21 protein-coding genes and 1 tRNA gene are annotated in these 22,110 nt (G+C 40.2%); 20 read left to right on the forward strand and 2 right to left on the reverse strand.

The window, feature by feature from the left end:
• The first annotated feature begins 3 nt into the window (after window positions 1–3).
• On the forward strand, window positions 4–1,140 hold the full coding sequence (locus ACLR96_RS01860) for an MBL fold metallo-hydrolase (RefSeq protein WP_177268761.1): 1,137 nt from the start codon (window positions 4–6) through the stop codon (window positions 1,138–1,140).
• A gap of 18 nt (window positions 1,141–1,158) precedes the next feature.
• On the opposite strand, the gene ACLR96_RS01865 is transcribed toward ACLR96_RS01860, so the two are convergent.
• Window positions 1,159–2,034, reverse strand: coding sequence for a hypothetical protein (locus tag ACLR96_RS01865; RefSeq protein WP_177268759.1), 876 nt, complete (start codon window positions 2,032–2,034; stop codon window positions 1,159–1,161).
• A 212-nt stretch (window positions 2,035–2,246) separates the two neighbouring features.
• Between ACLR96_RS01865 and ACLR96_RS01870 the strand changes: the two genes are divergently transcribed.
• The 19 genes from ACLR96_RS01870 to tuf all read left to right on the forward strand — a co-directional run bounded on the left by ACLR96_RS01870 (window position 2,247) and on the right by tuf (window position 20,001).
• Window positions 2,247–3,209 carry a hypothetical protein gene (locus ACLR96_RS01870; RefSeq protein ID WP_177268757.1) on the forward strand — a complete coding sequence of 321 codons (963 nt, stop codon included), beginning with the start codon at window positions 2,247–2,249 and terminating at the stop codon, window positions 3,207–3,209.
• Between the two features lie 14 nt (window positions 3,210–3,223).
• Window positions 3,224–3,796 (forward strand): xanthine phosphoribosyltransferase, encoded by a 573-nt coding sequence (locus ACLR96_RS01875; protein ID WP_177268755.1) that lies wholly within the window; start codon window positions 3,224–3,226, stop codon window positions 3,794–3,796.
• A gap of 290 nt (window positions 3,797–4,086) precedes the next feature.
• On the forward strand, window positions 4,087–5,499 hold the full coding sequence (locus tag ACLR96_RS01880) for a glutamate synthase-related protein (RefSeq protein WP_177268753.1): 1,413 nt from the start codon (window positions 4,087–4,089) through the stop codon (window positions 5,497–5,499).
• 112 nt (window positions 5,500–5,611) lie between these two features.
• The gene (locus tag ACLR96_RS01885; RefSeq protein WP_177268751.1) at window positions 5,612–6,715 is read left to right on the forward strand and encodes a BMP family ABC transporter substrate-binding protein; all 1,104 of its coding nucleotides are present in this window, start codon (window positions 5,612–5,614) and stop codon (window positions 6,713–6,715) included.
• A gap of 117 nt (window positions 6,716–6,832) precedes the next feature.
• Window positions 6,833–8,353: an ABC transporter ATP-binding protein gene (locus ACLR96_RS01890; RefSeq protein ID WP_346727753.1), complete on the forward strand. Its 1,521-nt coding sequence runs from the start codon at window positions 6,833–6,835 to the stop codon at window positions 8,351–8,353.
• Window positions 8,353–9,429, forward strand: a complete 1,077-nt coding sequence (locus tag ACLR96_RS01895) for an ABC transporter permease (protein WP_177268749.1) — start codon at window positions 8,353–8,355, stop codon at window positions 9,427–9,429. Before ACLR96_RS01890 ends, ACLR96_RS01895 begins: the two co-directional genes overlap by 1 nt.
• A gap of 2 nt (window positions 9,430–9,431) precedes the next feature.
• On the forward strand, window positions 9,432–10,358 hold the full coding sequence (locus tag ACLR96_RS01900) for an ABC transporter permease (RefSeq protein WP_177268747.1): 927 nt from the start codon (window positions 9,432–9,434) through the stop codon (window positions 10,356–10,358).
• A 3-nt stretch (window positions 10,359–10,361) separates the two neighbouring features.
• Window positions 10,362–10,907, forward strand: coding sequence for a DJ-1 family glyoxalase III (locus ACLR96_RS01905; protein ID WP_177268745.1), 546 nt, complete (start codon window positions 10,362–10,364; stop codon window positions 10,905–10,907).
• A gap of 8 nt (window positions 10,908–10,915) precedes the next feature.
• Entirely contained in the window at window positions 10,916–11,767 is an 852-nt protein-coding gene (locus ACLR96_RS01910; RefSeq protein WP_177268743.1) for a PHP domain-containing protein, read from the forward strand.
• 180 nt (window positions 11,768–11,947) lie between these two features.
• Entirely contained in the window at window positions 11,948–13,048 is a 1,101-nt protein-coding gene (locus tag ACLR96_RS01915; protein ID WP_177268741.1) for a peptidoglycan DD-metalloendopeptidase family protein, read from the forward strand.
• Between the two features lie 174 nt (window positions 13,049–13,222).
• Window positions 13,223–14,011: a serine O-acetyltransferase gene (gene cysE, locus ACLR96_RS01920; protein WP_177268739.1), complete on the forward strand. Its 789-nt coding sequence runs from the start codon at window positions 13,223–13,225 to the stop codon at window positions 14,009–14,011.
• Window positions 13,998–15,395 (forward strand): cysteine--tRNA ligase, encoded by a 1,398-nt coding sequence (gene cysS, locus ACLR96_RS01925; protein WP_177268737.1) that lies wholly within the window; start codon window positions 13,998–14,000, stop codon window positions 15,393–15,395. The genes cysE and cysS overlap by 14 nt, the downstream gene beginning before the upstream one ends.
• A gap of 1 nt (window position 15,396) precedes the next feature.
• Window positions 15,397–15,783: a Mini-ribonuclease 3 gene (locus tag ACLR96_RS01930; RefSeq protein WP_177268735.1), complete on the forward strand. Its 387-nt coding sequence runs from the start codon at window positions 15,397–15,399 to the stop codon at window positions 15,781–15,783.
• A gap of 18 nt (window positions 15,784–15,801) precedes the next feature.
• Window positions 15,802–16,632, forward strand: a complete 831-nt coding sequence (gene thyA, locus ACLR96_RS01935) for a thymidylate synthase (RefSeq protein ID WP_177268733.1) — start codon at window positions 15,802–15,804, stop codon at window positions 16,630–16,632.
• A gap of 30 nt (window positions 16,633–16,662) precedes the next feature.
• Window positions 16,663–17,148 carry a dihydrofolate reductase gene (locus tag ACLR96_RS01940; protein ID WP_177268731.1) on the forward strand — a complete coding sequence of 162 codons (486 nt, stop codon included), beginning with the start codon at window positions 16,663–16,665 and terminating at the stop codon, window positions 17,146–17,148.
• Between the two features lie 18 nt (window positions 17,149–17,166).
• Window positions 17,167–17,892: a 23S rRNA (guanosine(2251)-2'-O)-methyltransferase RlmB gene (gene rlmB / locus ACLR96_RS01945; RefSeq protein WP_177268729.1), complete on the forward strand. Its 726-nt coding sequence runs from the start codon at window positions 17,167–17,169 to the stop codon at window positions 17,890–17,892.
• Between the two features lie 3 nt (window positions 17,893–17,895).
• On the forward strand, window positions 17,896–18,516 hold the full coding sequence (locus ACLR96_RS01950; protein WP_177268727.1) for a sigma-70 family RNA polymerase sigma factor: 621 nt from the start codon (window positions 17,896–17,898) through the stop codon (window positions 18,514–18,516).
• A 91-nt stretch (window positions 18,517–18,607) separates the two neighbouring features.
• Window positions 18,608–18,684: transfer RNA gene (locus ACLR96_RS01955), tRNA-Thr, on the forward strand.
• A 123-nt stretch (window positions 18,685–18,807) separates the two neighbouring features.
• Window positions 18,808–20,001 carry an elongation factor Tu gene (tuf, locus tag ACLR96_RS01960; protein WP_177267439.1) on the forward strand — a complete coding sequence of 398 codons (1,194 nt, stop codon included), beginning with the start codon at window positions 18,808–18,810 and terminating at the stop codon, window positions 19,999–20,001.
• A 137-nt stretch (window positions 20,002–20,138) separates the two neighbouring features.
• Here tuf and ACLR96_RS01965 read toward each other — a convergent pair whose 3' ends face one another.
• Window positions 20,139–21,893 (reverse strand): hypothetical protein, encoded by a 1,755-nt coding sequence (locus ACLR96_RS01965; RefSeq protein WP_177270325.1) that lies wholly within the window; start codon window positions 21,891–21,893, stop codon window positions 20,139–20,141.
• Between the last annotated feature and the right edge of the window lie 217 nt (window positions 21,894–22,110).

A 22,110-nucleotide genomic window follows, 5' to 3' on the forward strand; every position in this document is an offset into this window, starting at 1 on the left:
TATATGGTAAACAGGGAAGATCTTGATAAAATGATTAGTTGCGGAAAAAAAGAATATAAAAAGAATACCGGGTGTATTGCGCGAAAATGCTCAGTATTTCCGGTATTTTTCATGCTGCTGATGGTATTGCTGCTTTTCAGTTCGTGTGGTATGGATACATTGAAAGACAGTTCTTCAGTTAAGTCGCCGGTGAAAGAAAATCTGACCATTTACTTTCTTGATGTGGGGCAGGCAGATTCTACATTGTTGGTTTCACAGGATGAAGCAATGCTTGTAGATGCGGGAAACAGAGATGATGCAGAATTTATTACAGGGTATCTTGATGATTTGGGGATAAGCAGGCTTAAATATATAGTTTTTACTCATCCTCATGAAGATCATATAGGATCCGGAGGAGATATCATAGATAGCATTGCTGTAGATAAGATATTTATGCTTGAAGGATATGATGATGGTATTGAAGGATATCTCAAGACAGTGATAGATAGGATGGGAATACAGACACAGGCTCCTTTGCCGGGAGATACGATATCTTTAGGAGAATGCAGTATCGAGTTTCTGGGACCTTTGGAGAAATCCGATGATGAAAATGATAATTCCATATGCCTTAAGGTGATGCATGGGGAGAACAGTATCATTTTTACAGGGGATGCGGGAAGTTCCTGTGAACGTAAGATGATAGAAAGCGGAGAGGCACTTGAAGCTGATATTCTGCAGGCAGGGCATCATGGAAGCAGTACTTCAAACAGTTATTATTTTTTGCGTGAAGTAAATCCAAAATATGTAGTCATATCCTGTGGGAAAGATAATATGTATGGGCATCCACATGAAGAGTCCATGAGCAGATTCGGAGATCTTGGAGCTGAGATTTTCAGAACAGATGAACAAGGGACTGTAATAGCTGTATCTGACGGTGAGGATATTACATTCAACTGTGAAGGGAAAAAATCTGAAAGGTCTCATGTTGAAGAGTACGAAAACGCTAAATATATAGGAAATATAAATTCAAGGAAGTATCATTTTCCGGATTGCGGAGGTCTTCCCAATGAGGAAAACAGGATTTATTTTATGGATATACAAACTGCCCAAGAGGCTGGATATGAACCATGCGGAAGATGTCATCCCGATAGAATGAATTAAAAAACGATCTGCAGTAATTTACTGCAGATCATCTATCAATTCATCTATGTTTTCATATGTTTCGGAATTAGTTGAGGAAGGATTTATTGATGAAGGTTTGTCTTTGGTTCCGAATATTAGGAAATATATGAGTGAGAGAGCGACTATCACAGCAACTATTATAGCGAATATTATGATGGATTTTTTGAAACGGGTTTTCTTTTCGGCAACGTTTGGATCACTGTTTTCGGAATCTGCATTATCTATATTTTCGGACAGCTTGTCCGAGTTTTGATCTAAGTCTTCAAACAATGAGAATTTATCGGAGAGTTCTTCTTTGTTTTCATCTGTAGCTGTGTTATCACCGGATTGCTGATTTTCTTTTGTTATTATGTCAGGATTTTCTGTTTTTGATTTTTCAATTTTTTTTCGTTCTTTTTCTTTTTCCTTTTCAGCTTTTTTCTCCGCTTTAAGTCGTTCCTTTTCAGCTTTAAGTCTGGCTTTTTCGGCTTTTTTTTCGGCTTTTGGATCAAGAGGATCGTCTTTTTCGGATGATATATCTGGTTTTTCTGAATGTTCGGGATACAGAAGTTCTTTTTCCGAATCCGGTTCGGATGAAATCCCGTGGTTTTCAACTTTTGATTTCTCAGTAGTTTTAGAAACTTCACTTATATGCTTTTTTTTAACCTGCAGATTCTGAACTTGGCTGAATATCGCATTTAGGATCCGAGCATCTTTTGCTTCATAGGGCAGAGTTTTGATTTCATTTTCATATGTAAATGTATACACACATTCTTCTGTATTATGTGTTACATCAGACATCTTGATATAAAGGTACTCTTTTCCGTCAAAAGTAACGGACTTAGTGGTAAATCGCGCCTTTTGTTCTCCTGATATTATTTCAATAGTTTTCATAAATATTGACCTCAACTTTACATAAAATTCATGAGAAAATAAAGCTCCTTGATAAAAGACCTTTTTGTTATGGTAACCTTTTTGAGTGGTAAAAGTCAATAAAAAATGAGACATAATTACAAATAAAGGAAGACAAAGCAGTTTAATGATGTTATAATATAGCATATTATTTATTCGCATTATAATAATGAGAAGAAAAAGAGGTTACGGAAATGAACAAGAATGCATTAACTGAGCAAAGACGTGAAACGGTTATCGGGCTTCTGAAAAATATGAATATCAAGAAGAACCCGGCTGGGGGATTTGACAAAGATGATGTATACGAATGCATGCAGCAGCTGTGCGATTTGTACGAAAATAATATAGAAGAGCTGGAAAACGCTTATGAAGTAGAGATAAATGAACTGAGAGAAAGATATCAGAAATATGATGATAACAACGAACTGTATGTAAGCTTGATCATGGAAGCTAAAAAGAGCAGCAATGAGATAATCAATCAGGCGAAAACAGAGGTAGAGACAATCTTATCAGAAGGCAGAGAACATGTGGCTAAGCAGGAAAAAGAACTGGAACAAATGAGAAATGGTATGGAGGCCGAAAAAGAGGCCATCACAGCAGAACTCAATGCTTCCAGAGAGGCTGTAGAAGCTGAAAAAGCTGCTATGAAAGCAGAAGTTCAGGCTGAGAAAGAAAAAGCCGAGGCTCTTAAGAATAAATACAAGCAGCAGCTCAATGCTATGGAAGAAGAGTTTGCTGAGATAAAAACAAATATACTTCGTACTGCAGGAAGAGTGGACAGCCTTAAGAGCAAACTGGCAGATGACGAAGAAGCAGCATGGAATGTTGCACAGGATCTTGATGCCGTTGATATCCCGATGGCAGAAGAAGGTGTGGAGGAGATTACGCTTCCGCAGATACATACAGAACAGCCTGCTGCAGATGAAATTGCCGAAGAACCTGCTGAGGAAGAATTCACGGAACTTAAGCTGGAAGATCTCGTTCAGACAGAGAATACTGATGGGAAGCCGGTTGATGATATACAGGAGCTTAAGCTCGATGATATACAGGTCGATATGCCTGAGTTAAAAGAGGAGCCTGTAGAAGAAGCACCTAAAGAAGAAGCCGGAGAGATTTCTTTTGAGGGGCTGGAAGATTTGTTTAAGGAAGATAAATAGAAAACAGGTCAGATATGCAGGAATTAAAGGAAAAGATCTTAAAAGAAGGCTTGGCTATAGGTACAGAAGTAGTAAAAGTCGATCGTTTTCTTAATCATATGCTTGATGTGGAGTTTCTTGAGCGTATAGGCAAAGAATTCAGAAAACGATTTGAAGATTGTGAAATAGACAAGATATTGACTGTGGAAGCAAGCGGTATAGCCGTGGCATGTCTTGCCGCCCAGTATTTTGAATATCCTCTCGTAGTGTTTGCAAAAAAAACCTCACCTAATACTATGACGGAAGATTTTTATGAAGCGGATGCCAGATCATTTACGAAAGGAACCGTTTCTAAGTTCAGAGTTTCCAAGAATCTTCTTCATGCCGGTGAAAAGGTGCTGATAATAGATGATTTTATGGCCCACGGAGAAGCATCTCTTGCACTCACAGAGATAGTTAAGCAGGCGGGAGGCGAAATCATAGGTATCGGAGCTGTTATAGAAAAAGGGTTTCAAGGCGGGAGCAGGAAACTCAGGGACAGAGGTTATAAAGTTGAATCTCTGGCGGTTATCAGAGAGATCTCTGATGGAAATATAATCTTTGACTAATAAGTTTTGAAGAAAGTTAAGATAAAATGAAGTTCGATAACGTATGGGCTTCATTTTTTTATAATTTAGCCGTAGCTGTTTATTTTTCCATGCAAATCACTTATGACATACGGCAACGGAAAGAAATGGCATAAAAACTGAAACAGCGTTGTTTTTAATAAAAATTTTTAAGAATATAAAAGCCGTTTTTGAAGAAGGTATTGCTATTGACATTATGGCAAAAATAAGATATATGATTAGAATAGGTAAAAAAGGATGTTGTCTTCAAGTAAGATGAAAGGGGAGACGAAATGAAAAAATTTAAATGTTCGGTATGCGGATACGTATACGAGGGCAATGAACCGCCTGAAAGATGTCCGGTGTGTTTTCAGCCGGGGGATATGTTTATAGAATTGGAGCCGGAAGGAGATGAGAAAAAGGGCCCTGAAAAGAGTGCGGATTCCTTTATATCTCCTGATGATGCAAGAGAGGCAGAGCAGGATCTCAGTTATGATCAGAATTTCATAAGACATGATAAATCATGCAGATATATGGAAGAGATACATGAAATGGCAGTTACAGGGAAATCTCTTGATTCAGCCATGTGTACTCAGATGCCTATGCCTAATTGGGATGATATACTGATATTAGGCGCACAGCTTAATCCTCCTCCGCTTGATGATGAAGATGAAGTAGATACAAAAACAGTTATAGGCAAAAATGCAAAAAAACCTATGGTAATAGATAATCCTGTTTACATTTCTCATATGTCTTTCGGAGCTTTATCAAAAGAAATAAAAACGGCGCTATCGAAGGGGTCGGCTATGGCGCATACTGCAATATGCAGCGGAGAGGGAGGAATTCTTCCTGAAGAAAGAGCAGAAGCATATAAATATATTTTTGAATATATTCCAAATAAATACAGTGTTACTGATGAAAATCTCAGATCATCTGACGCCATAGAGATAAAAATAGGACAGGGGACAAAACCCGGAATGGGAGGACATCTTCCGGGAGAGAAAGTAACCGATCAGATAGCTGAAATAAGAGGGAAAAAACAGGGTGAAGATATACAGAGCCCCAGTAAGTTCCCTGAGATAAATTCCAAAGAGGATCTTAAAGATATGGTGAGTATGCTTCGAAGGCGTTCGGAAGGCAGACCGATAGGAATCAAGATTGCAGCGGGGAGGATAGAAAAGGATCTTGAACATTGTGTATTCGCAGAGCCTGATTTCATAACAATAGATGGGAGAGGCGGAGCAACAGGATCGAGTCCTTATATGCTTAGAGAGGCGACAACAGTACCTACAGTTTATGCGCTTTATAGAGCAAGAAAATATCTTGATTCGGTGGATTCTGATATTTCACTTGTTATAACGGGCGGTCTGAGAGTATCCGCTGACTTTGCAAAAGCTCTTGCTATGGGAGCCGATGCTGTGGCAATAGCTTCGGCAGGACTTATGGCGGCAGCATGCCAGCAGTATAAGATCTGTGGAACGGGAAACTGTCCTGTGGGGATAGCAACCCAAAACGAGGATCTCAGAAACAGACTGAAGGTGGATGCGGCAGCTCAGAGAGTGGCTAATTTTCTTAATGTTTCGCGGGAAGAATTAAAAATGTTTGCAAGGATAACAGGAAATAAATCTGTTCATGACTTGTCAACAGACGATCTTGTAACAGTGAATCACGAGATATCAAGATATACAAATATAAGTCATGCGTAAAAATCCTGACAAAAAAATTACTTTTAATACATTTTTTTGTTGGACTAATGAAAAATAAATATTATAATATACGAAGAAATATCACAATAATTTACACGGAGGAATTAGAAAGATGAAAAAAGTACTAACAGTATTGTTAGCCGCAATTATGGTATTTGCTTTGGCTGCATGTGGAGGAGACGACAGCAGCAAGGGTGAAAACGGTAAAGTGGGAGCGCTTTATATCGGAAATGTAAACGATGGCGGTTTCACGCAGAGTATGAATGAAGGCCTTGAAAAGGCAACAGAGGAAAATGGTCTTGAGCTGCTTATAAAAGAAAATTTAGGTGAAAATGATGCACAGGCCATTAAGGATGCTGTAACGAACTTTATTGATCAGGGATGCACTATCGTGGTAGGATGTTCGTTCGGATATGGGGAGATCATGGATGAACTGGCCAATTCCGGAGACTATGATGACATTACGTTCCTGCACTTTTCCGGAACGTATCAGAATGATACAAATATGGAAAACTTTTTCGGTTCTATGGAAGAAGCCAGATATCTCAGCGGGATGGCTGCAGCAGCAGCCAGTGAGAAAGGCGTTCTCGGATATGTGGCAGCATACCCTTATACAGAAGTACAGATAGGGATTAATGCATTTACTTTGGGAGCTCAGGCAATAAATCCGGATGTTGAGGTAAAGGTTATCTATATCAATACATGGGGAGATGCTGAGATTGAGAAGACAGGCGCTGAGCAGCTTATTGCGGCAGGATGCGATGTGCTGACTTATCATGCTGATTCGACTGCTACACAGCTTGCTGCTAAAGAAGCAGGAATCTATACTACAGGCTGGAACTCTGATAACAATGTTGCAGGAGACAGCTATCTGACAGCCCCTTATTGGGATATGGCAACATACTTTACTCCGACATTCGAAAAGATTCTCGCCGGTGAGTGGAAACCGACAGGGAATAAGCCTTTCAGCTATTACGGTTCTATGGAAAGTGGTCTGATCTGTATAGATGATTTTGGATCGGCAGTTCCTGAGGATGCACTGAAGAAGATTGAGGAAGTAAAGGCCAAGATGGAAAACGGCGAATTTGATGTATTCTCCGGAGAAATCAAATATACTGACGGAAGCCTTCTCTGCAAGGACGGACAGACATTGACAGATGAAGAGATCTGGAAGATCAACAAAGAGATTGAAGGCGTGACAGCAACTTCCAACTAGTAAAATTATCATATTTATAAAAAACTAATATTATGATATAGTAATAAGGGGAACTATATAGTTCCCCTTATACTATTTATAAAGGAAGTATCGGTGCAGCGTATACGGAGGAATACAGTGGAGCAGAATCTTGCAATAGAAATGAAAAATATCAGCAAAAGCTTCGGATCGCATAAAGCCAATGATAATGTGGATCTTTCTGTCAGAAAAGGGGAGGTTCATGCATTACTTGGCGAAAACGGCGCAGGGAAGTCAACACTGATGAATATGTTGTCTGGAATATATACACCTGATTCCGGACACATTAAGATCAACGGAGAAGAAGTCCATTTTTCATCGCCAAAGGATTCGATAAGAATGGGCATAGGAATGATACATCAGCATTTTAAACTTGTAGACGTGATGACTGCTAAGGAAAATATTATAATAGGGCAGCGCACGAATTTTTTCGTTCATGGCAAAAGTCTTACAAAGAAGGTTAAAACCCTTTCAGATCAGTATGGCCTTGACGTGGATCCTGATAAAAAGGTCTATGATATGTCAGTGGGAGAAAAACAGACACTGGAAATAATAAAGGTTTTATATAGAGGAGCGAAGATCCTTATCATGGACGAGCCTACCGCAGTATTAACTCCACAGGAAATAAAAAAACTTTTCAGGGTAATAAGAAATATGAAGGAACGAGGCTGTTCTATAGTAATTATTACACATAAGCTCAATGAAGTGATGGAGATTTCCGATAGAGTTACGGTACTTAGGAAAGGACAGTCCATAGGAACTGTTGAAACAAAAGATATTCAGGTTTCCAATCTTATAGAGATGATGGTAGGAAAAAAAGTTGACCTGTCTATAGAAAAGGAGAAATTCCGGGATAAAAAAACGCTTCTTAATCTTGATGAAATAACGGTTCTTGACGGAGAGGGAAAGGAAGCTGTTTCTGATATAAGTTTTGAATTGTCGTCTCATGAGATTGTGGGTGTGGCAGGAGTAGCCAACAGTGGGCAAAAAGAATTGTGTGAAGCTATAGCGGGTTTGATAAAAGCTCAAAAAGGAAGAATCTTTTTTGATGGGGAAAATATAGTGGGGAAAACTCCCAGGGATATAATAAGACTTGGAATACGTATGGGATTTATACCTGAAGACCGTCTTGGAATGGGGCTTGTCGGAGGAATGGATATAGTGCATAACATAATACTGAAAGATTATCAGAATCGTCCCGGTTTTATACTTCATAGAGGACCCTGTATCAAAAAAGCTGAAAGACTGGTGGAAGCTTTGGACATTCAGACTCCGAGTATATATACTCCGGTTAAAAAGCTGTCAGGCGGAAATGTTCAGAAAGTATTGCTGGGCAGGGAAATAGATTCATCGCCAAAGGTCCTGATAACGGCATATCCTGTTAGGGGACTCGATATTGGAGCTTCTTATAAGATTTATGAACTTCTCAATGAACAGAAAAGAAACGGCGTAGGAGTATTGTTTGTCGGTGAGGACTTAGATGTATTGATGGATCTGTGCGACAGAATAGTTGTCCTGTGTCATGGAGAAATAACGGGGATAGTAGATCCTGATAAGGTGACAAAAGAAGATATAGGTCTTCTGATGACAGGAAAAACAGAAGAGGAGGTGAGTGCGTAATGGATTTTATAAGACTTACTAAGCGTGACGATCTTCCCAGAAGCAAAGAATTATTGATAACAGTATTGGCTGTTTTTCTTTCAATAGTATTCGCAGGAGTTATTCTCGCTGTTTTTGGATTGAATCCGTTTCATATTTTTAAGGAAGTCATATTAGGGTCCCTGGGAACTGAACTGAGAATAAAGCAAACCATAGTCAAGGCCGTACCATTGATAATAACATCACTGGGGATAATTGTAGCATTTAAAATGAAGTTCTGGAATATCGGAGCAGAAGGACAAATAACAATGGGAGCTCTGGGAGCTACATGGGTGGCGCTTAATCTCAGCCCGGATCTTCCGCAGCCCGTAATGCTTTTTCTCATGATAGTGGCGGCAGTTATATGCGGAGGAATATGGGCTTTTATACCGGCCATATTTAAAGCGAAATTAGGGACTAATGAGACAATATTCACACTTATGATGAATTATGTGGCTATAAAGTTTGTTACATATCTTCAGTATGGTCCATGGAGAGATCCGTCTGTCAATGGATTTCCGAGGATACCCAGATTTCCTGCAAGTGCTGAACTTCCGGTGCTGGGAGGTATACATATAGGTTGGATACTGGCTATACTTGCTACTGTAGCTGTATATTTTTTCATGAAGCATACCAAGAAAGGGTACGAAATAGCTGTAGTAGGAGAGAGTGTCGAGACTGCAAGATATGCCGGCATGAATATAAGCCGGATAATAGTTACTGCTATGCTGATATCGGGAGGCTTGTGTGGAATAACAGGAATGATACAGGTTTCTGCAGTAGAGAAGTCTTTGGTATATGGAATAGCCAATAACTATGGCTTCACTGCTATAATACCTGCGTGGCTGTCTAAACTTAATGCTGGAACAGCATTTTTTGTATGTATCGTATTTGCTATGCTCGTACAGGGAGGAGAATATATACAGATTGCACTGGGAGTTCCAAGTGCGGTATCAGATATTGTACAGGGGCTTATTCTGTTTTTCATCTTGGGAAGCGAGTTTTTCATGAGATATAAAGTACATATAGGAAGAAATAAAGAAGAGGAGGTGGCATAATCATGACTGATTTTTTAGCGGCATGTATAGTAGCGGGAACTCCGCTGATTTTCGCCACTCTCGGTGAACTCATAACTGAAAAATCGGGAAGCACTAATCTGGGTGTGGAAGGAATGATGCTCATAGGAGCGGTGATGGGGTTTGTAGCGGCTTTGAATACAGAAAACGCCATTGCGGCAATATTGGTTGCCGCTGTGGCAGGAGCAGGAGGAGCGCTGATTTTTGCTGTGCTAACCGTTACTCTCAGAGCGAATCAGATTGTCTGTGGGCTTACATTGACTATATTCGGAACGGGGTTTGCTCAATTCGTAGGTGAATCAATGCTTGGGACCAGTGCGCCTTCTCAGATAACTGAGTTTTTCGCTAAGATATCGATCCCGCTTTTGAGAGATGTACCGTTTATAGGGCCTATATTTTTCAGACAGGATATGTTCGTATATCTAAGTTATATATTATGCGCTCTTGCAGCCGTCTATATGTATAAGACACGGATGGGCATGAACCTTAAAGCTCTTGGGGAAAGCAATGCAGCAGCTGACGCTTCAGGTATAAATGTAACGTTGTATAAGTATGTACACATACTTATAGGAGGAGCTCTTTGCGGTCTTGGCGGAGCGTATCTTTCCCTTGTACGTATGCCGATATGGCAGGAAAATATAGTAAACGGAAGGGGCTGGATAGCTGTAGCTCTCGTTATCTTTGTAGCATGGAATCCTATAAAAGGCTTTTTCGGAGGGGCGCTTTTCGGAGGCCTCAGCATATTGGGGCTCAAACTTCAGGCAATGGGATTCAATATATCACAATATCTTGTTGATATGATTCCATATGTAGCTACGATTTTGATTGTTATATTCAGTACATATAAAAAGAAAAAAGATAGTCAGCCTCCCGCTGATTTGGGGAATAATTACTTTAGAGAGGAGCGATGATTAATGGTATATGTTCATCTGGCTGAAGGATTTGAGGAAATAGAAGCGTTGACTGTAGTGGATGTTCTTAGAAGAGCCGGCATAGATACGAAAACGGTTTCCGTTTCCCGGAACCGTATTGTTACAGGGACACATGGTGTGCCTGTGGAATCAGACATTCTTTATGAAGATGCGGATTATGGCAGATGCGATATGATTGTTCTTCCCGGAGGAATGCCCGGAGCGGCAAATCTGCAGGCTCATGATGGTCTCACATCACATATAAAAGATTTTGCTCAAAAGGGTAAAAAGCTTGCGGCCATATGTGCAGCTCCTATGATATTTGGATCATGTGGAATCTTGAAAGGAAAGAAAGCCACTGTTTATCCGGGGATGGAAGAAACTCTGGAAGGCGCTGAAGTTAGCGCAGAATCTGTGACAGTAGACGGGAATATTATAACAGGCAGAGGACCGGCTCTTGCTATGGAATTCGCTCTGACTCTTGTAAAAAGTATAATGGGAAAGGAAGTATCCGATGACGTAGCAAAAGATATGCTGTGCATCAGATAGAGAAAATCATGAGCATGATTGAAAGGGTTGTAGGGGAGAGGGATATTCATAAGGTGGATCTTCATATTCATACTTATTATTCCGACGGACAGGCAAGTCCGTCATTTATAGTAAAAAAGGCCGCAGTTATGGGATATTCAGTTATAGCTATAACTGACCATGATGGAACAGGCGGAGTAAAAGAGGCTTTGGCTGAGGGAAAAGAAGAAGGCCTTGTGGTAATACCTGGTATAGAACTGGCAACAGAACTGGAAGCTGGCATAGGACTTCACATATTGGGATATGATATGGACACAGATGATCCTGGTTTCAGAAAGATTGTTTCAGATCTTGCGAAACGGAGGCATAGTCGTAATGAGAAACTTATAGGTGTTTTGCGGGATATGGGATATGATATATATCTTGACGAACTGGAAAAAAAGCAGCCGGGCGGGTTCGTAGGCAAACCTGTAATAGCCAGAGCTCTTGCGGAAAAAGGATATGTGAAAGATTATCGGGAGGCTTTTGAAGATGGTCATTTTTTAGAAAGCTTTAAGGCTAAAACTGTTAAGAAAGAAAAGTTGTCTGCAGAGCAAGCCATTGATGTTATAAACAGGGCAGGAGGCTTTGCGGTGCTGGCACATCCTATACAAACCAGGCATATAGGCAAGCCCGGCAGTGAAGAATTTTTCTTTAATATGGAGAAAATAATAACAGAGTTAAAAAATAAAGGGCTTAAAGGTTTGGAATGCTATCATCCGGATCAGAATTCTGAGCATACTGTCCGATTTATTAAAATAGCTGAAAAGTATGATCTTTTGATAACCAGAGGTTCTGATTTTCATGGGGCTGATTACAGTTATGCTGAACCGACAGCATAAAGTATTATAAAAAATAATAATGAAAGCATTTGAGATTTGATGAGGATTCAATATTTCAGATGCTTTTTCTTTGTGTGTATGAAGAAAAAGGATATGGGAATAATAGTTAAGGAAACTATTTCCTAAAGGAAATGGAAAACAAATCCCGAGAGGGAAAAAATCACAAAGGAAGAATTTATTATGAAAAGCTTTATGGAAAGCGGGGCGCCCGTCCCCCGCAGGGGAATGTTGATTTTTGTTATCGCAGGCGCATTACTGATGGCAGCTTCTATAACGGCAGGAGCAATAATGTCACCTGAGGGAAAGGATATCCCGGTAGTTTTGGCTGATGGAGAAGTAATAACACCTCCTTGGTATATAACGATAGATGGAGAAAAGATCGCATTGGTAGACTCCCAGCAGACGGCTCAAGAAGTGGTCGGCGACGTGATAGAAGAGTACCGCAGAGGTAGCGGAACTGTTTTGGATATCGAGGTGAAGGAAGAAACACAAACGGAGAAGATGGAGATCAAAAATGGAGATAAAGCTCCGGATATCCTGACCGAAAAAGAAGCGAAAGAACTTTTATCGGAAGGAAAAAATGGTGAAAGTTATCTTACAGTAGTTACTACTGAAGAACAGGTGCAGCAGGAACCTATAGAGTTTGAACAGGAATATAAACCGGAGCCTGATATGTATATCGGAGAAAAAAAGGTGGAGACAGAGGGAAAGGAAGGAACAAAGGAAGTTGTAAAAAAAGTAGTTAAAGAAAACGGCCGAAGCATCCGAGAAGAAGTACTTGAAGAAGAAGTTCTCGAAGAACCTCAGGAAGAAATAGTTCTGACCGGAACAAAAAATTATGATGGGTATGGAGGCGGAACCGGCAATTACAGCGGAGACAATGTTTCATATGATCCGTCGGCTGTCTATGAGACTCTTGGCAATCCTATAGATAATATATATATTTCATCCGGATTCGGACAGAGATGGGGAAGGCTGCACAGTGGCATAGATTTTGCTTTGGCTCAGGGAAACTCTATATACGCTGCAGATGATGGTCAGGTGTATTTTTCGGGAGTTTCCGGAGGATATGGTAATCTTGTCAAAATAGATCACGGCAATGGTATGCAGACCTATTATGCTCACTGCAGCAAATTACTTGTATCTCAGGGGCAGCATGTGAGTAAAGGAGAAAAGATAGCGCTCGTAGGATCCACAGGCAATTCCACAGGACCACATCTTCATTTTGAGGTGATAATAAACGGAAATTGTGTCAATCCTCTGGATTTTCTGGATTTGTAAGATGCCAATCGAAATTTTTGAAAGATAAAGAGCAGGCAGACGATTTAACATGGTACTTTTTAAGAACCTTCATTGAATCCACCGAATAGATATGATATTATAAAAAGCAGGTATGGATACCTGCTTTTTCAGTTTCAAAGGGGAACCGAAATTCATGTATAGAAGGAAGATATAATGGCATTTTTCAGAGACGTTAGAGAGGATATAAAAGCGGTATTGGAGCAGGACCCGGCAGCAAGATCAAGCCTCGAAGTATTATTGTGTTATCCTGGCATTTGGTCGCTCATCTGGCATAAACCTGCTCACTGGCTTTATAAACATAAGCTTAAGATGCTTGCGAGAATGATATCCCAGCTTACAAGGTGGTTCACAGGTATTGAGATACACCCGGGGGCTGTCATCGGCAGGAGATGTTTCATAGACCATGGAATGGCTGTAGTTATAGGAGAAACTGCTGAGATTGGAGACGATGTGACTATATATCAGGGCGTCACTCTGGGAGGTACAGGCAAAGATGTAGGAAAGAGACATCCTACCATAGGTAGCAGAGTCGTTATAAGCAGCGGCGCTAAAGTACTGGGACCTTTCAAAGTAGGGGATGATGTAAAGATAGGAGCAGGGTCTGTAGTGTTGAAGGAGATCCCGGATGGTTGTACAGTCGTAGGGATACCGGGTACCATAGTAAGAAGACATGGTAAGCCTACCAAGGAACTGGATCAGGTAGATCTTCCGGATCCTGTGGCCGTAGAGCTGGAGTGTCTTAGAAGGCGAGTAGTGGAGCTGGAAGAACTGTTCATAGAGAAATTCGGCGAAGAGACTCATGTCAGATGCGACAGCGATTGTCAGTATGCCAATATTGTGAAGGAGATCCAGGACGGGACTTTTGTTCAGATATATGAAGAAGATATATACGGAGATAAAAGACCGGATGAGGAATCGGAGGAAAAAGATGAAGGTATATAATACACTTACGAGAAAAAAGGAAGAACTCAGACCGATAGAGGACGGCATTATAAAAATATATGTGTGCGGGCCTACAGTATATAATTATTTCCATATAGGAAATGCAAGGCCTTTCGTGGTTTTTGACACATTGAGAAAATACTTGGAATATAGAGGATATAAAGTGAAATTCGTTCAGAATTTTACGGATGTGGACGATAAAATAATAAATAAAGCTAAAGAGGAAGGCATAACAGCTTCTGAAGTCAGTGAAAAATATATAGAAGAATATTATAAGGATGCAAAGGCTCTGAATGTTAAAAAGGCGGATGTTCATCCTAAGGTTTCAGAGCATATTCCTGAGATCATAGATTTTGTCAGTACCCTTGTAGATAAAGGATATGCCTATGAAGCAGATGGTGATGTTTATTTTTCGACAAGAAAATTTGACGGATACGGAAAACTTTCAAGGCAGAATGTAGAAGATCTTGAGTCGGGAGCAAGGATAGCAGTGGGTGATATAAAACAAGATCCATTGGATTTCGCATTATGGAAGGCCCAGAAGGAAGAAAGCGAAATAGCATGGGAAAGCCCTTGGGGAAAAGGTCGTCCCGGCTGGCATATAGAGTGTTCTGCCATGTCAAAAAAACATCTTGGAGATACTATAGATATCCATGCAGGAGGTCAGGATCTTCAGTTTCCGCATCACGAAAACGAGATTGCTCAGTCTGAATGCTGCAATGGAGCACCATTTGCCAATTATTGGATGCACAATGGATATATAACGATTGATAATGAGAAAATGTCGAAATCAAAGGGTAATTTCTTTACGGTCAGAGATATACTTAAGGATTATGACGGAGAGGTTATCAGATTTTTTCTGCTTTCAGGACATTACAGGAATCCGATAAATTTCAGTGATGCTCTTATGGAGCAAGCCAAGGCAGGACTGGCAAGAATGGAAAATGCGAAGGAGAACCTCAGACATCTTATGGAAAATGGATCGGGAGAAATGACAGACGCAGAGAGAGAAACATTGTCAGGTTATGATAAATACAGGAAGGCATTCATCGCTGCGATGGACGATGACCTTAATACGGCGGATGCTATTTCTGCCATATTCGAGCTTATAACAGCTATAAATACAGCAGTAAAAGACGGCGCCAGCAAAGAGTTTGCTAAAAAGAGTCTTGATATGTTGATGGAGCTGGCTGACGTGGTGGGGCTTCTGCAAAAGGATGATACAAATGAAATCGACGATGATATACAGAGTTTAGTTGATGAAAGACAGGCGGCGAGGAAAGCGAAAGATTTTGCAAGGGCTGATGAAATTCGAGACCTGCTGAAGGAAAGAGGAATCACTCTCAAAGATACGCCTCAGGGAGTCCAGATAATCAGGGAATAACATGAAAATACAAAACTTGAACGAGATCAATACTACAGCTCTGGCATATATGGGAGATGCCGTGTATGAACAGGCAGTAAGGGAACATGTAATAAAAAAAGGATCGTATCATGTCGGTAATATGCATAAGCTGTCAACGGACTTTGTGAATGCTTCAGCACAGGCTAAAATAATAAGAACCATGTTTGATGAACTTTCTGAAGTGGAACAGAAACTTGTGAAGAGGGCAAGAAACAGAAAATACAATACAAAAGCAAAAAATGCCGATCCTGTAACATATAAGTGGGCGACTGCCTTTGAAGCTCTGGTGGGATACTTGTATTTGGCAGATGAGAATGAACGTCTGGAAAGTGTTTTGTCAAAAGCTATAGCGATAATAGGCAAATGAGACATGGGAGGAGATAAAGTGAGTAAAGCTGATAAATTATTTGTAAATATGTGTCGGGACATTCTCCGTGACGGGTTTTCCAGCGAAGGACAGATAGTCAGAGCCAGGTGGGAGGACGGAACTCCTGCTCATACGATAAAGAAATTCGGTATTGTCAATAGGTATGATTTGCAGGAAGAATTTCCGGCTTTGACACTAAGGCCTACAGCTATAAAATCTGCAGTTGATGAAATGCTATGGATCTGGCAGAAAAAGTCAAACAATATAAAAGACTTAAACAGCCATATCTGGGACGAGTGGGCAGATGAAGATGGGTCTATAGGCAAAGCTTACGGCTACCAGCTGGGTGTAAAATATAAGTTCCCTCATGGCGAAATGGATCAGGTGGACAATGTGTTGTGGCAGCTTAAGAATACTCCGTATTCCAGAAGAATTATGACAAATATATATAAATTTGACGATTTAATGGAGATGGGACTTGAACCATGCGCTTACAGCATGACTTTCAATGTTACCGGAAACAGATTGAACGGTATACTGAATCAGAGGTCTCAGGATATTCTGGCGGCAAATAATTGGAATGTAGTGCAGTATTCGGTATTGATTCATATGATGGCGCAGGTGTCAGGTCTGAAGCCGGGAGAGCTTGTTCACGTTATTTCTGATGCTCACATATATGACAGGCATGTGGATATTATAAGTGAAATGATAGAAAGACCTCAGTATCCGGCTCCTAAATTCATACTAAATCCTGAAGTAAAGAATTTTTATGATTTTACAACAGATGATATTAGGGTTGAAGATTATCAGAAGAATCCTCAGATAAAAAATATACCTATAGCAGTCTGAAATAAAAGGCACATGCGCGAAGGAGAAAAGATGAATGCAATTGTAATTGTGGACAAAAACTGGGCCATAGGGAAAAACGGAGGTCTTCTGGTGCATTTACCCGGGGATCTTAAATATTACAGACAGAAAACCACAGGTAATATTATAGTAGTGGGCAGAAAGACGCTGGAATCATTTCCCGGAGGAAAGCCGCTCCCTGACAGGACCAATATAGTCATAACTTCCGATACAGACTATGAGAAAGAAGGATGTCTTATATGTCATTCGAAAGAAGAGGTTATGGAAAAATTGATGGAATATAATACGGAAAAAATTTTTATTGCAGGGGGAGCGCAGGTGTATGAACAGTTTATGGATGACTGTGATACCTTTTATGTCACAAAGATAGACGCTGAGTTTGAAGCTGACAGATATTTTCCTGATCTTGACAAGCTTGGATATACTGTGACATGGGAAAGTGAACTTCAGCAGGAAAAAGGTATATTCTACAGATTTTTAAAATACAGCAGGCCATAATGACATTTGTGAGGTAGTATGTCGGAAATAATAATAGGAAGAAACGCTGTGTTGGAAGCGTTGAAAAGTAATAGAGAAATAGAAAAAATAACATTGGCTAAAGGCGCTGAGGGATCGGTAAAGCAAATAGCCGCTAAAGCGAGGGATAAACATATTCCTGTTTATTACAGTGAAAAAAAAAGGATGGATAAAACTGCATCAGGAGGAGTACATCAGGGTGTCATAGCCATTGTATCGGATTATAAATATTGCAGTGTGGAGGATATTTTAAAACGTGCGGCCTGCAGAGGTGAGGAGCCATTTATTCTTATTTTGGATGGTCTTGAAGATCCTCATAATCTGGGAGCAATCATGCGTACTGCCGAGTGTGCAGGGGTTCATGGGATAATCATTCCCAAAAGACGTTCTGTATCTGTTACAGAGACTGTGGCAAAAACATCTGCCGGAGCGGTGGAATATATGCTTTGTGCAAAGGTCACCAATATAGCCGGTGAAATAGAAAAACTTAAGAAAAAAGGCATCTGGATAGGAGCATGTGATATGGGAGATAATCTGTACTATGAGCATGATCTTACAGGACCTCTGGGTATTGTTATAGGAGGAGAGGGAGCGGGAATAAGTCGGCTTGTGAAAGAAAAGTGCGATTTTGTCGTATCTATTCCTATGAAAGGACAGATAAGTTCTCTGAATGCATCTAATGCAGCATCTGTATTAATGTATGAAGTTGTAAGACAGAGGAAGTAATGTATGTGTAAAATTGACTGCAACAGTTGTATTCTCTCTGACAGCGATCTGGCGGTTATGGCGCAAGACGGCGACCTTGATGCTGAAGAAATGCTGATGAGACGATACAAGGAAACTGTCAGGATAAAATCAAAGATGTATTACATGGCAGGTGCCGATGAAGATGATGTAGTCCAGGAGGGTATGATAGGACTGCTTAAGGCAATCAGACAGTTTGATGCCGGAAAAGCAGCATCATTTGAAACATTTGCCAATATATGTATAACACGGCAGATAATAAGCGCAATCAGATCAGCGGCAAGGGACAAACACAGGGCGCTTAATACATCTGTTCCTTTGAGCAATCCTCTGAAGCCGGAAAATGAGGATTTAACTATAGCGGATACGCTCAAGACAAATATGGAAGAAGATCCGGAAGAGCTTCTTGTACTTAAGGATATAGCTTATTATATAAGAAATAACGGGGATAATGTTTTCAGTGATTTTGAGATGCAGGTTTTAAGTGAAGTACTCAAAGATAATGATTACAGAAAGATTTCAGCGAAGTTGGGAAAAAGTATAAAATCTATAGATAATGCTATGCAGAGAGTCAAGAAAAAAATAGTAAATTATTTATGGAACTAACGTGTGAAAAACGTGTTCTAAAATCGGCTCAAGAGATTGCAATTTAGTTGACACGTCATATAAAATATAGTACCATAATTAATATTGGTATGCTGCTGTAGCTCAGTAGGTAGAGCACTTCATTGGTAATGAAGAGGTTCGGCAGTTCAAGTCTGCTCAGCAGCTCCATTTTAATATGTATGGATATCGCTTTGCGATATTGACGGACTGTGAATCAAAGTCCACCATCGAAAAGAATCGGCGGAGGCCGACTTTGTTCTTTACGCATTATTTTAATTAGGAGGAATTAAAATGGCAAAACAGAAATTTGAAAGAAACAAACCGCATATCAATATCGGAACGATCGGTCACGTAGACCATGGTAAGACGACGCTCACAGCAGCAATCACAACAGTACTTCACCAGAGATACGGACTGGGATCAGACGTAGCATTCGATCAGATCGACAAAGCGCCTGAAGAAAAAGAAAGAGGAATCACAATCGCAACAGCTCACGTAGAGTATGAGACGCCAAATAGACACTACGCGCACGTAGACTGCCCGGGACATGCTGACTATGTAAAGAACATGATCACAGGAGCAGCCCAGATGGACGGAGCGATCCTGGTAGTGGCAGCAACAGACGGCCCAATGCCGCAGACAAGAGAGCACATTCTGCTTTCAAGACAGGTAGGAGTACCATACATCATAGTATTCTTAAACAAGTGCGATATGGTGGATGATGAAGAGCTTCTTGATCTGGTAGAGATGGAAGTAAGAGAACTGCTCGACCAGTATGAATTTCCTGGAGACGACACACCAATAGTAAGAGGATCAGCGCTGATGGCGTTGGAAGATCCTGCAGGTCCATGGGGAGATAAGATAGTAGAGCTGTTCGAAGAGATTGACGCATATATACCTGAACCGGAAAGAGATAATGATAAGCCGTTCATCATGCCGGTAGAGGATGTATTCTCTATCACAGGAAGAGGAACAGTAGCGACGGGAAGAGTAGAGAGAGGAAGCCTTACAGTAGGAGCGGAAGTAGAGATCATAGGACTTACAGAAGAGAAGAGGAAGGTAGTAGTAACTGGAATCGAGATGTTCAGAAAGCTGTTAGATCAGGCTGAGACAGGAGATAACATCGGAGCTCTTTTAAGAGGAGTACAGAGAGATGAGATCGAAAGAGGACAGGTACTGGCGCAGCCGGGAACAATTCATCCGCATACAAAGTTCAAGGGAGAAGTATACGTACTGAAGAAGGAAGAGGGCGGAAGACATACACCGTTCTTTAACGGATACAGACCGCAGTTTTACTTCAGAACAACAGATGTAACAGGAGATCTTCAGTTACCGGAAGGAACAGAGATGTGTATGCCTGGAGACAACATCACAATGACTATCGAACTTATAACACCGATAGCAATTGAAGAAGGACTGAGATTCGCTATAAGAGAAGGCGGAAGGACAGTAGGATCCGGAGTAGTAACAGAGATCATAGAATAAGGGTAACACCTATAGGAAACGAGCCTTACTTAAGGCTCGTTTTTATTTGTGTCTTAAACTGTGCTGATTTTATTATCGATAGAATAATAAAAACCCTATTGCAATGAAATTGGCTATAGGGTTTTTATTTATATATACTAATTTTTAAATATTATACTGTCGCTTCCAAGAACTTCATTCGTACTTCTGTCATAGAGCTTGAATGTAAGTTTTCCTTCTTTGCCGAATAATGGTATAGGATACTGAAAACGAGCTGTTATATTTGATCCGTCTTTCCAGGTGGAATCCAGATTATATATTTGGCTTGATCCACTTGGCCATGTGATTTCATAATAAAGCATAATTTGTTCAGAGGGTTCTCCTCCGCTTAGTGTAGCGTGAAAAAATACTGTATCTTTTCTGCTGACAGTATCCATATCAGTAGAATAATCAGTTTCAGAAGTATTGGCGACGATTTTTACATGCCATGCATAATAATCGTCGTATATTTCCTGTATACCTGAATATTTGATTGACATAAGATCTGACATATATTCTTCAACTTTTGCCGTTCTGTCTTTCTGGTACGTTTTTACATAATTGAATTTGGCAAGATTTATTTTTTCCTGGATCTCGTCATTATCTTTTAGATCTGCGGCCACATAATATGTACTTAAAGCTTTTTCGTATTCCCCGTTTTCCATATGGAGGTCACCGATACCGCAATAACACTGCCAAATTTTATCGTGAAGTGATTCATCATCCTTCAAATCTATGGCGATATTATAGGTGTCTATTGCTTTATCATAATCCTTTGACTGAAAGTATTGGTCGCCCATGCTGATATAACATTGCCAGATTAATTCTTCGCAATTTTTGTAATCTCCCAGAGATTTGTATTTTGCAATTGCCTTTTCATATTTACCGTCGGCTTGGAGCTGCTGAGCTTCCTGATACTGCATAGCAGGAGCAGCCATATAATGATATATGGCTGTACCACATCCTCCTATCAGAACAAGACATGCTATGATAGCGATAATTAGTTTTGCTCTGAAATTCAGCTTGTGCTGTTTTTTCTGCGGCGGAGAAAGATGTTTGGGGGCCGGAAGGGCAGCTACAGCTTTTTGGTTGGGTTCATTGGAATCTTTAGGTTGAGATATTTCTTCGTTGGATTTTTCTCTGTATTCGTCATTGTTTTGAGACTCCATATCAGAGGATATTGGTGAGGTATCATCGGATATGATATTTTCATCGGGATTTTCTTTAAGAGTTTCGCTTTCGGGAAATTGGGACTCCGGAGTATCATGTACGTCAGACGGATTTTCGGAGGACTCTATAGGAATGACTTTGAGACTATCATCTCCTGATTCTTCACGTTTTTTTCTTCTGTTTTCTTTAGCTGCCAGTTGCTGTTCTTCTTTATCTATTTTTTCTTTCGCGGCTTTGTTTAGTTTTTTGTTAAGTTTTCCGGGAGTGCCGGCAGGTTTATGCAAAATAAAAAGAGATCTGAGAAGATCACGTTCCAGACCGCAGCTTTTGCAGCGGTCGCCTTTATTTATATGGCCACAGCTACATGACCAGTAATCTCCGAATTCCTCGAACCAGTATTTTGGTTTTGTGGGCGCTGAAGCAAATTGTTCTATGATATCTTCATATATATCGTCATCCGGAGTAAGTGGACGAGGCTCATATACTTGTGTTACTTTTTCTTCTGTTGCTTTGTTTTCTATATCCGAAAGAGTTTTCAAGTCTATGGCTTTTCGTGTTTCCCTGCATTCGTCATTGGAATCGCTTGAATTTTCGGCTGGATCTTTCTGATCGTTATTGCCGTCTGAAGCTAAAGAGGTGATATCTGACATGAGAGTTCTTGTATCAAATTCTTTTTCGTGTTTCCATCCTTTGATCTTTTTCAACGTTTTATGCTCCCTGATTTATTAAAACACTTTCTGAGTAATATGATGTACAGAATTACCGATGTCAATATACTGGTAAAACTGTATTGATTCATAGCGTTCATTATACCAGTAAATCGCTGTTATAACAAGCATGCAAAGCGTGTTAAAAATTTACATTATAATGGGCACTGTTATATTGGTTATCAATAGGGATTATAAGGAATATTTTGGTCGA

Origin of the sequence: Lentihominibacter sp. (assembly GCF_046951855.1) — a bacterium.
GTDB lineage: Bacteria > Bacillota > Clostridia > Peptostreptococcales > Anaerovoracaceae > Lentihominibacter > Lentihominibacter hominis.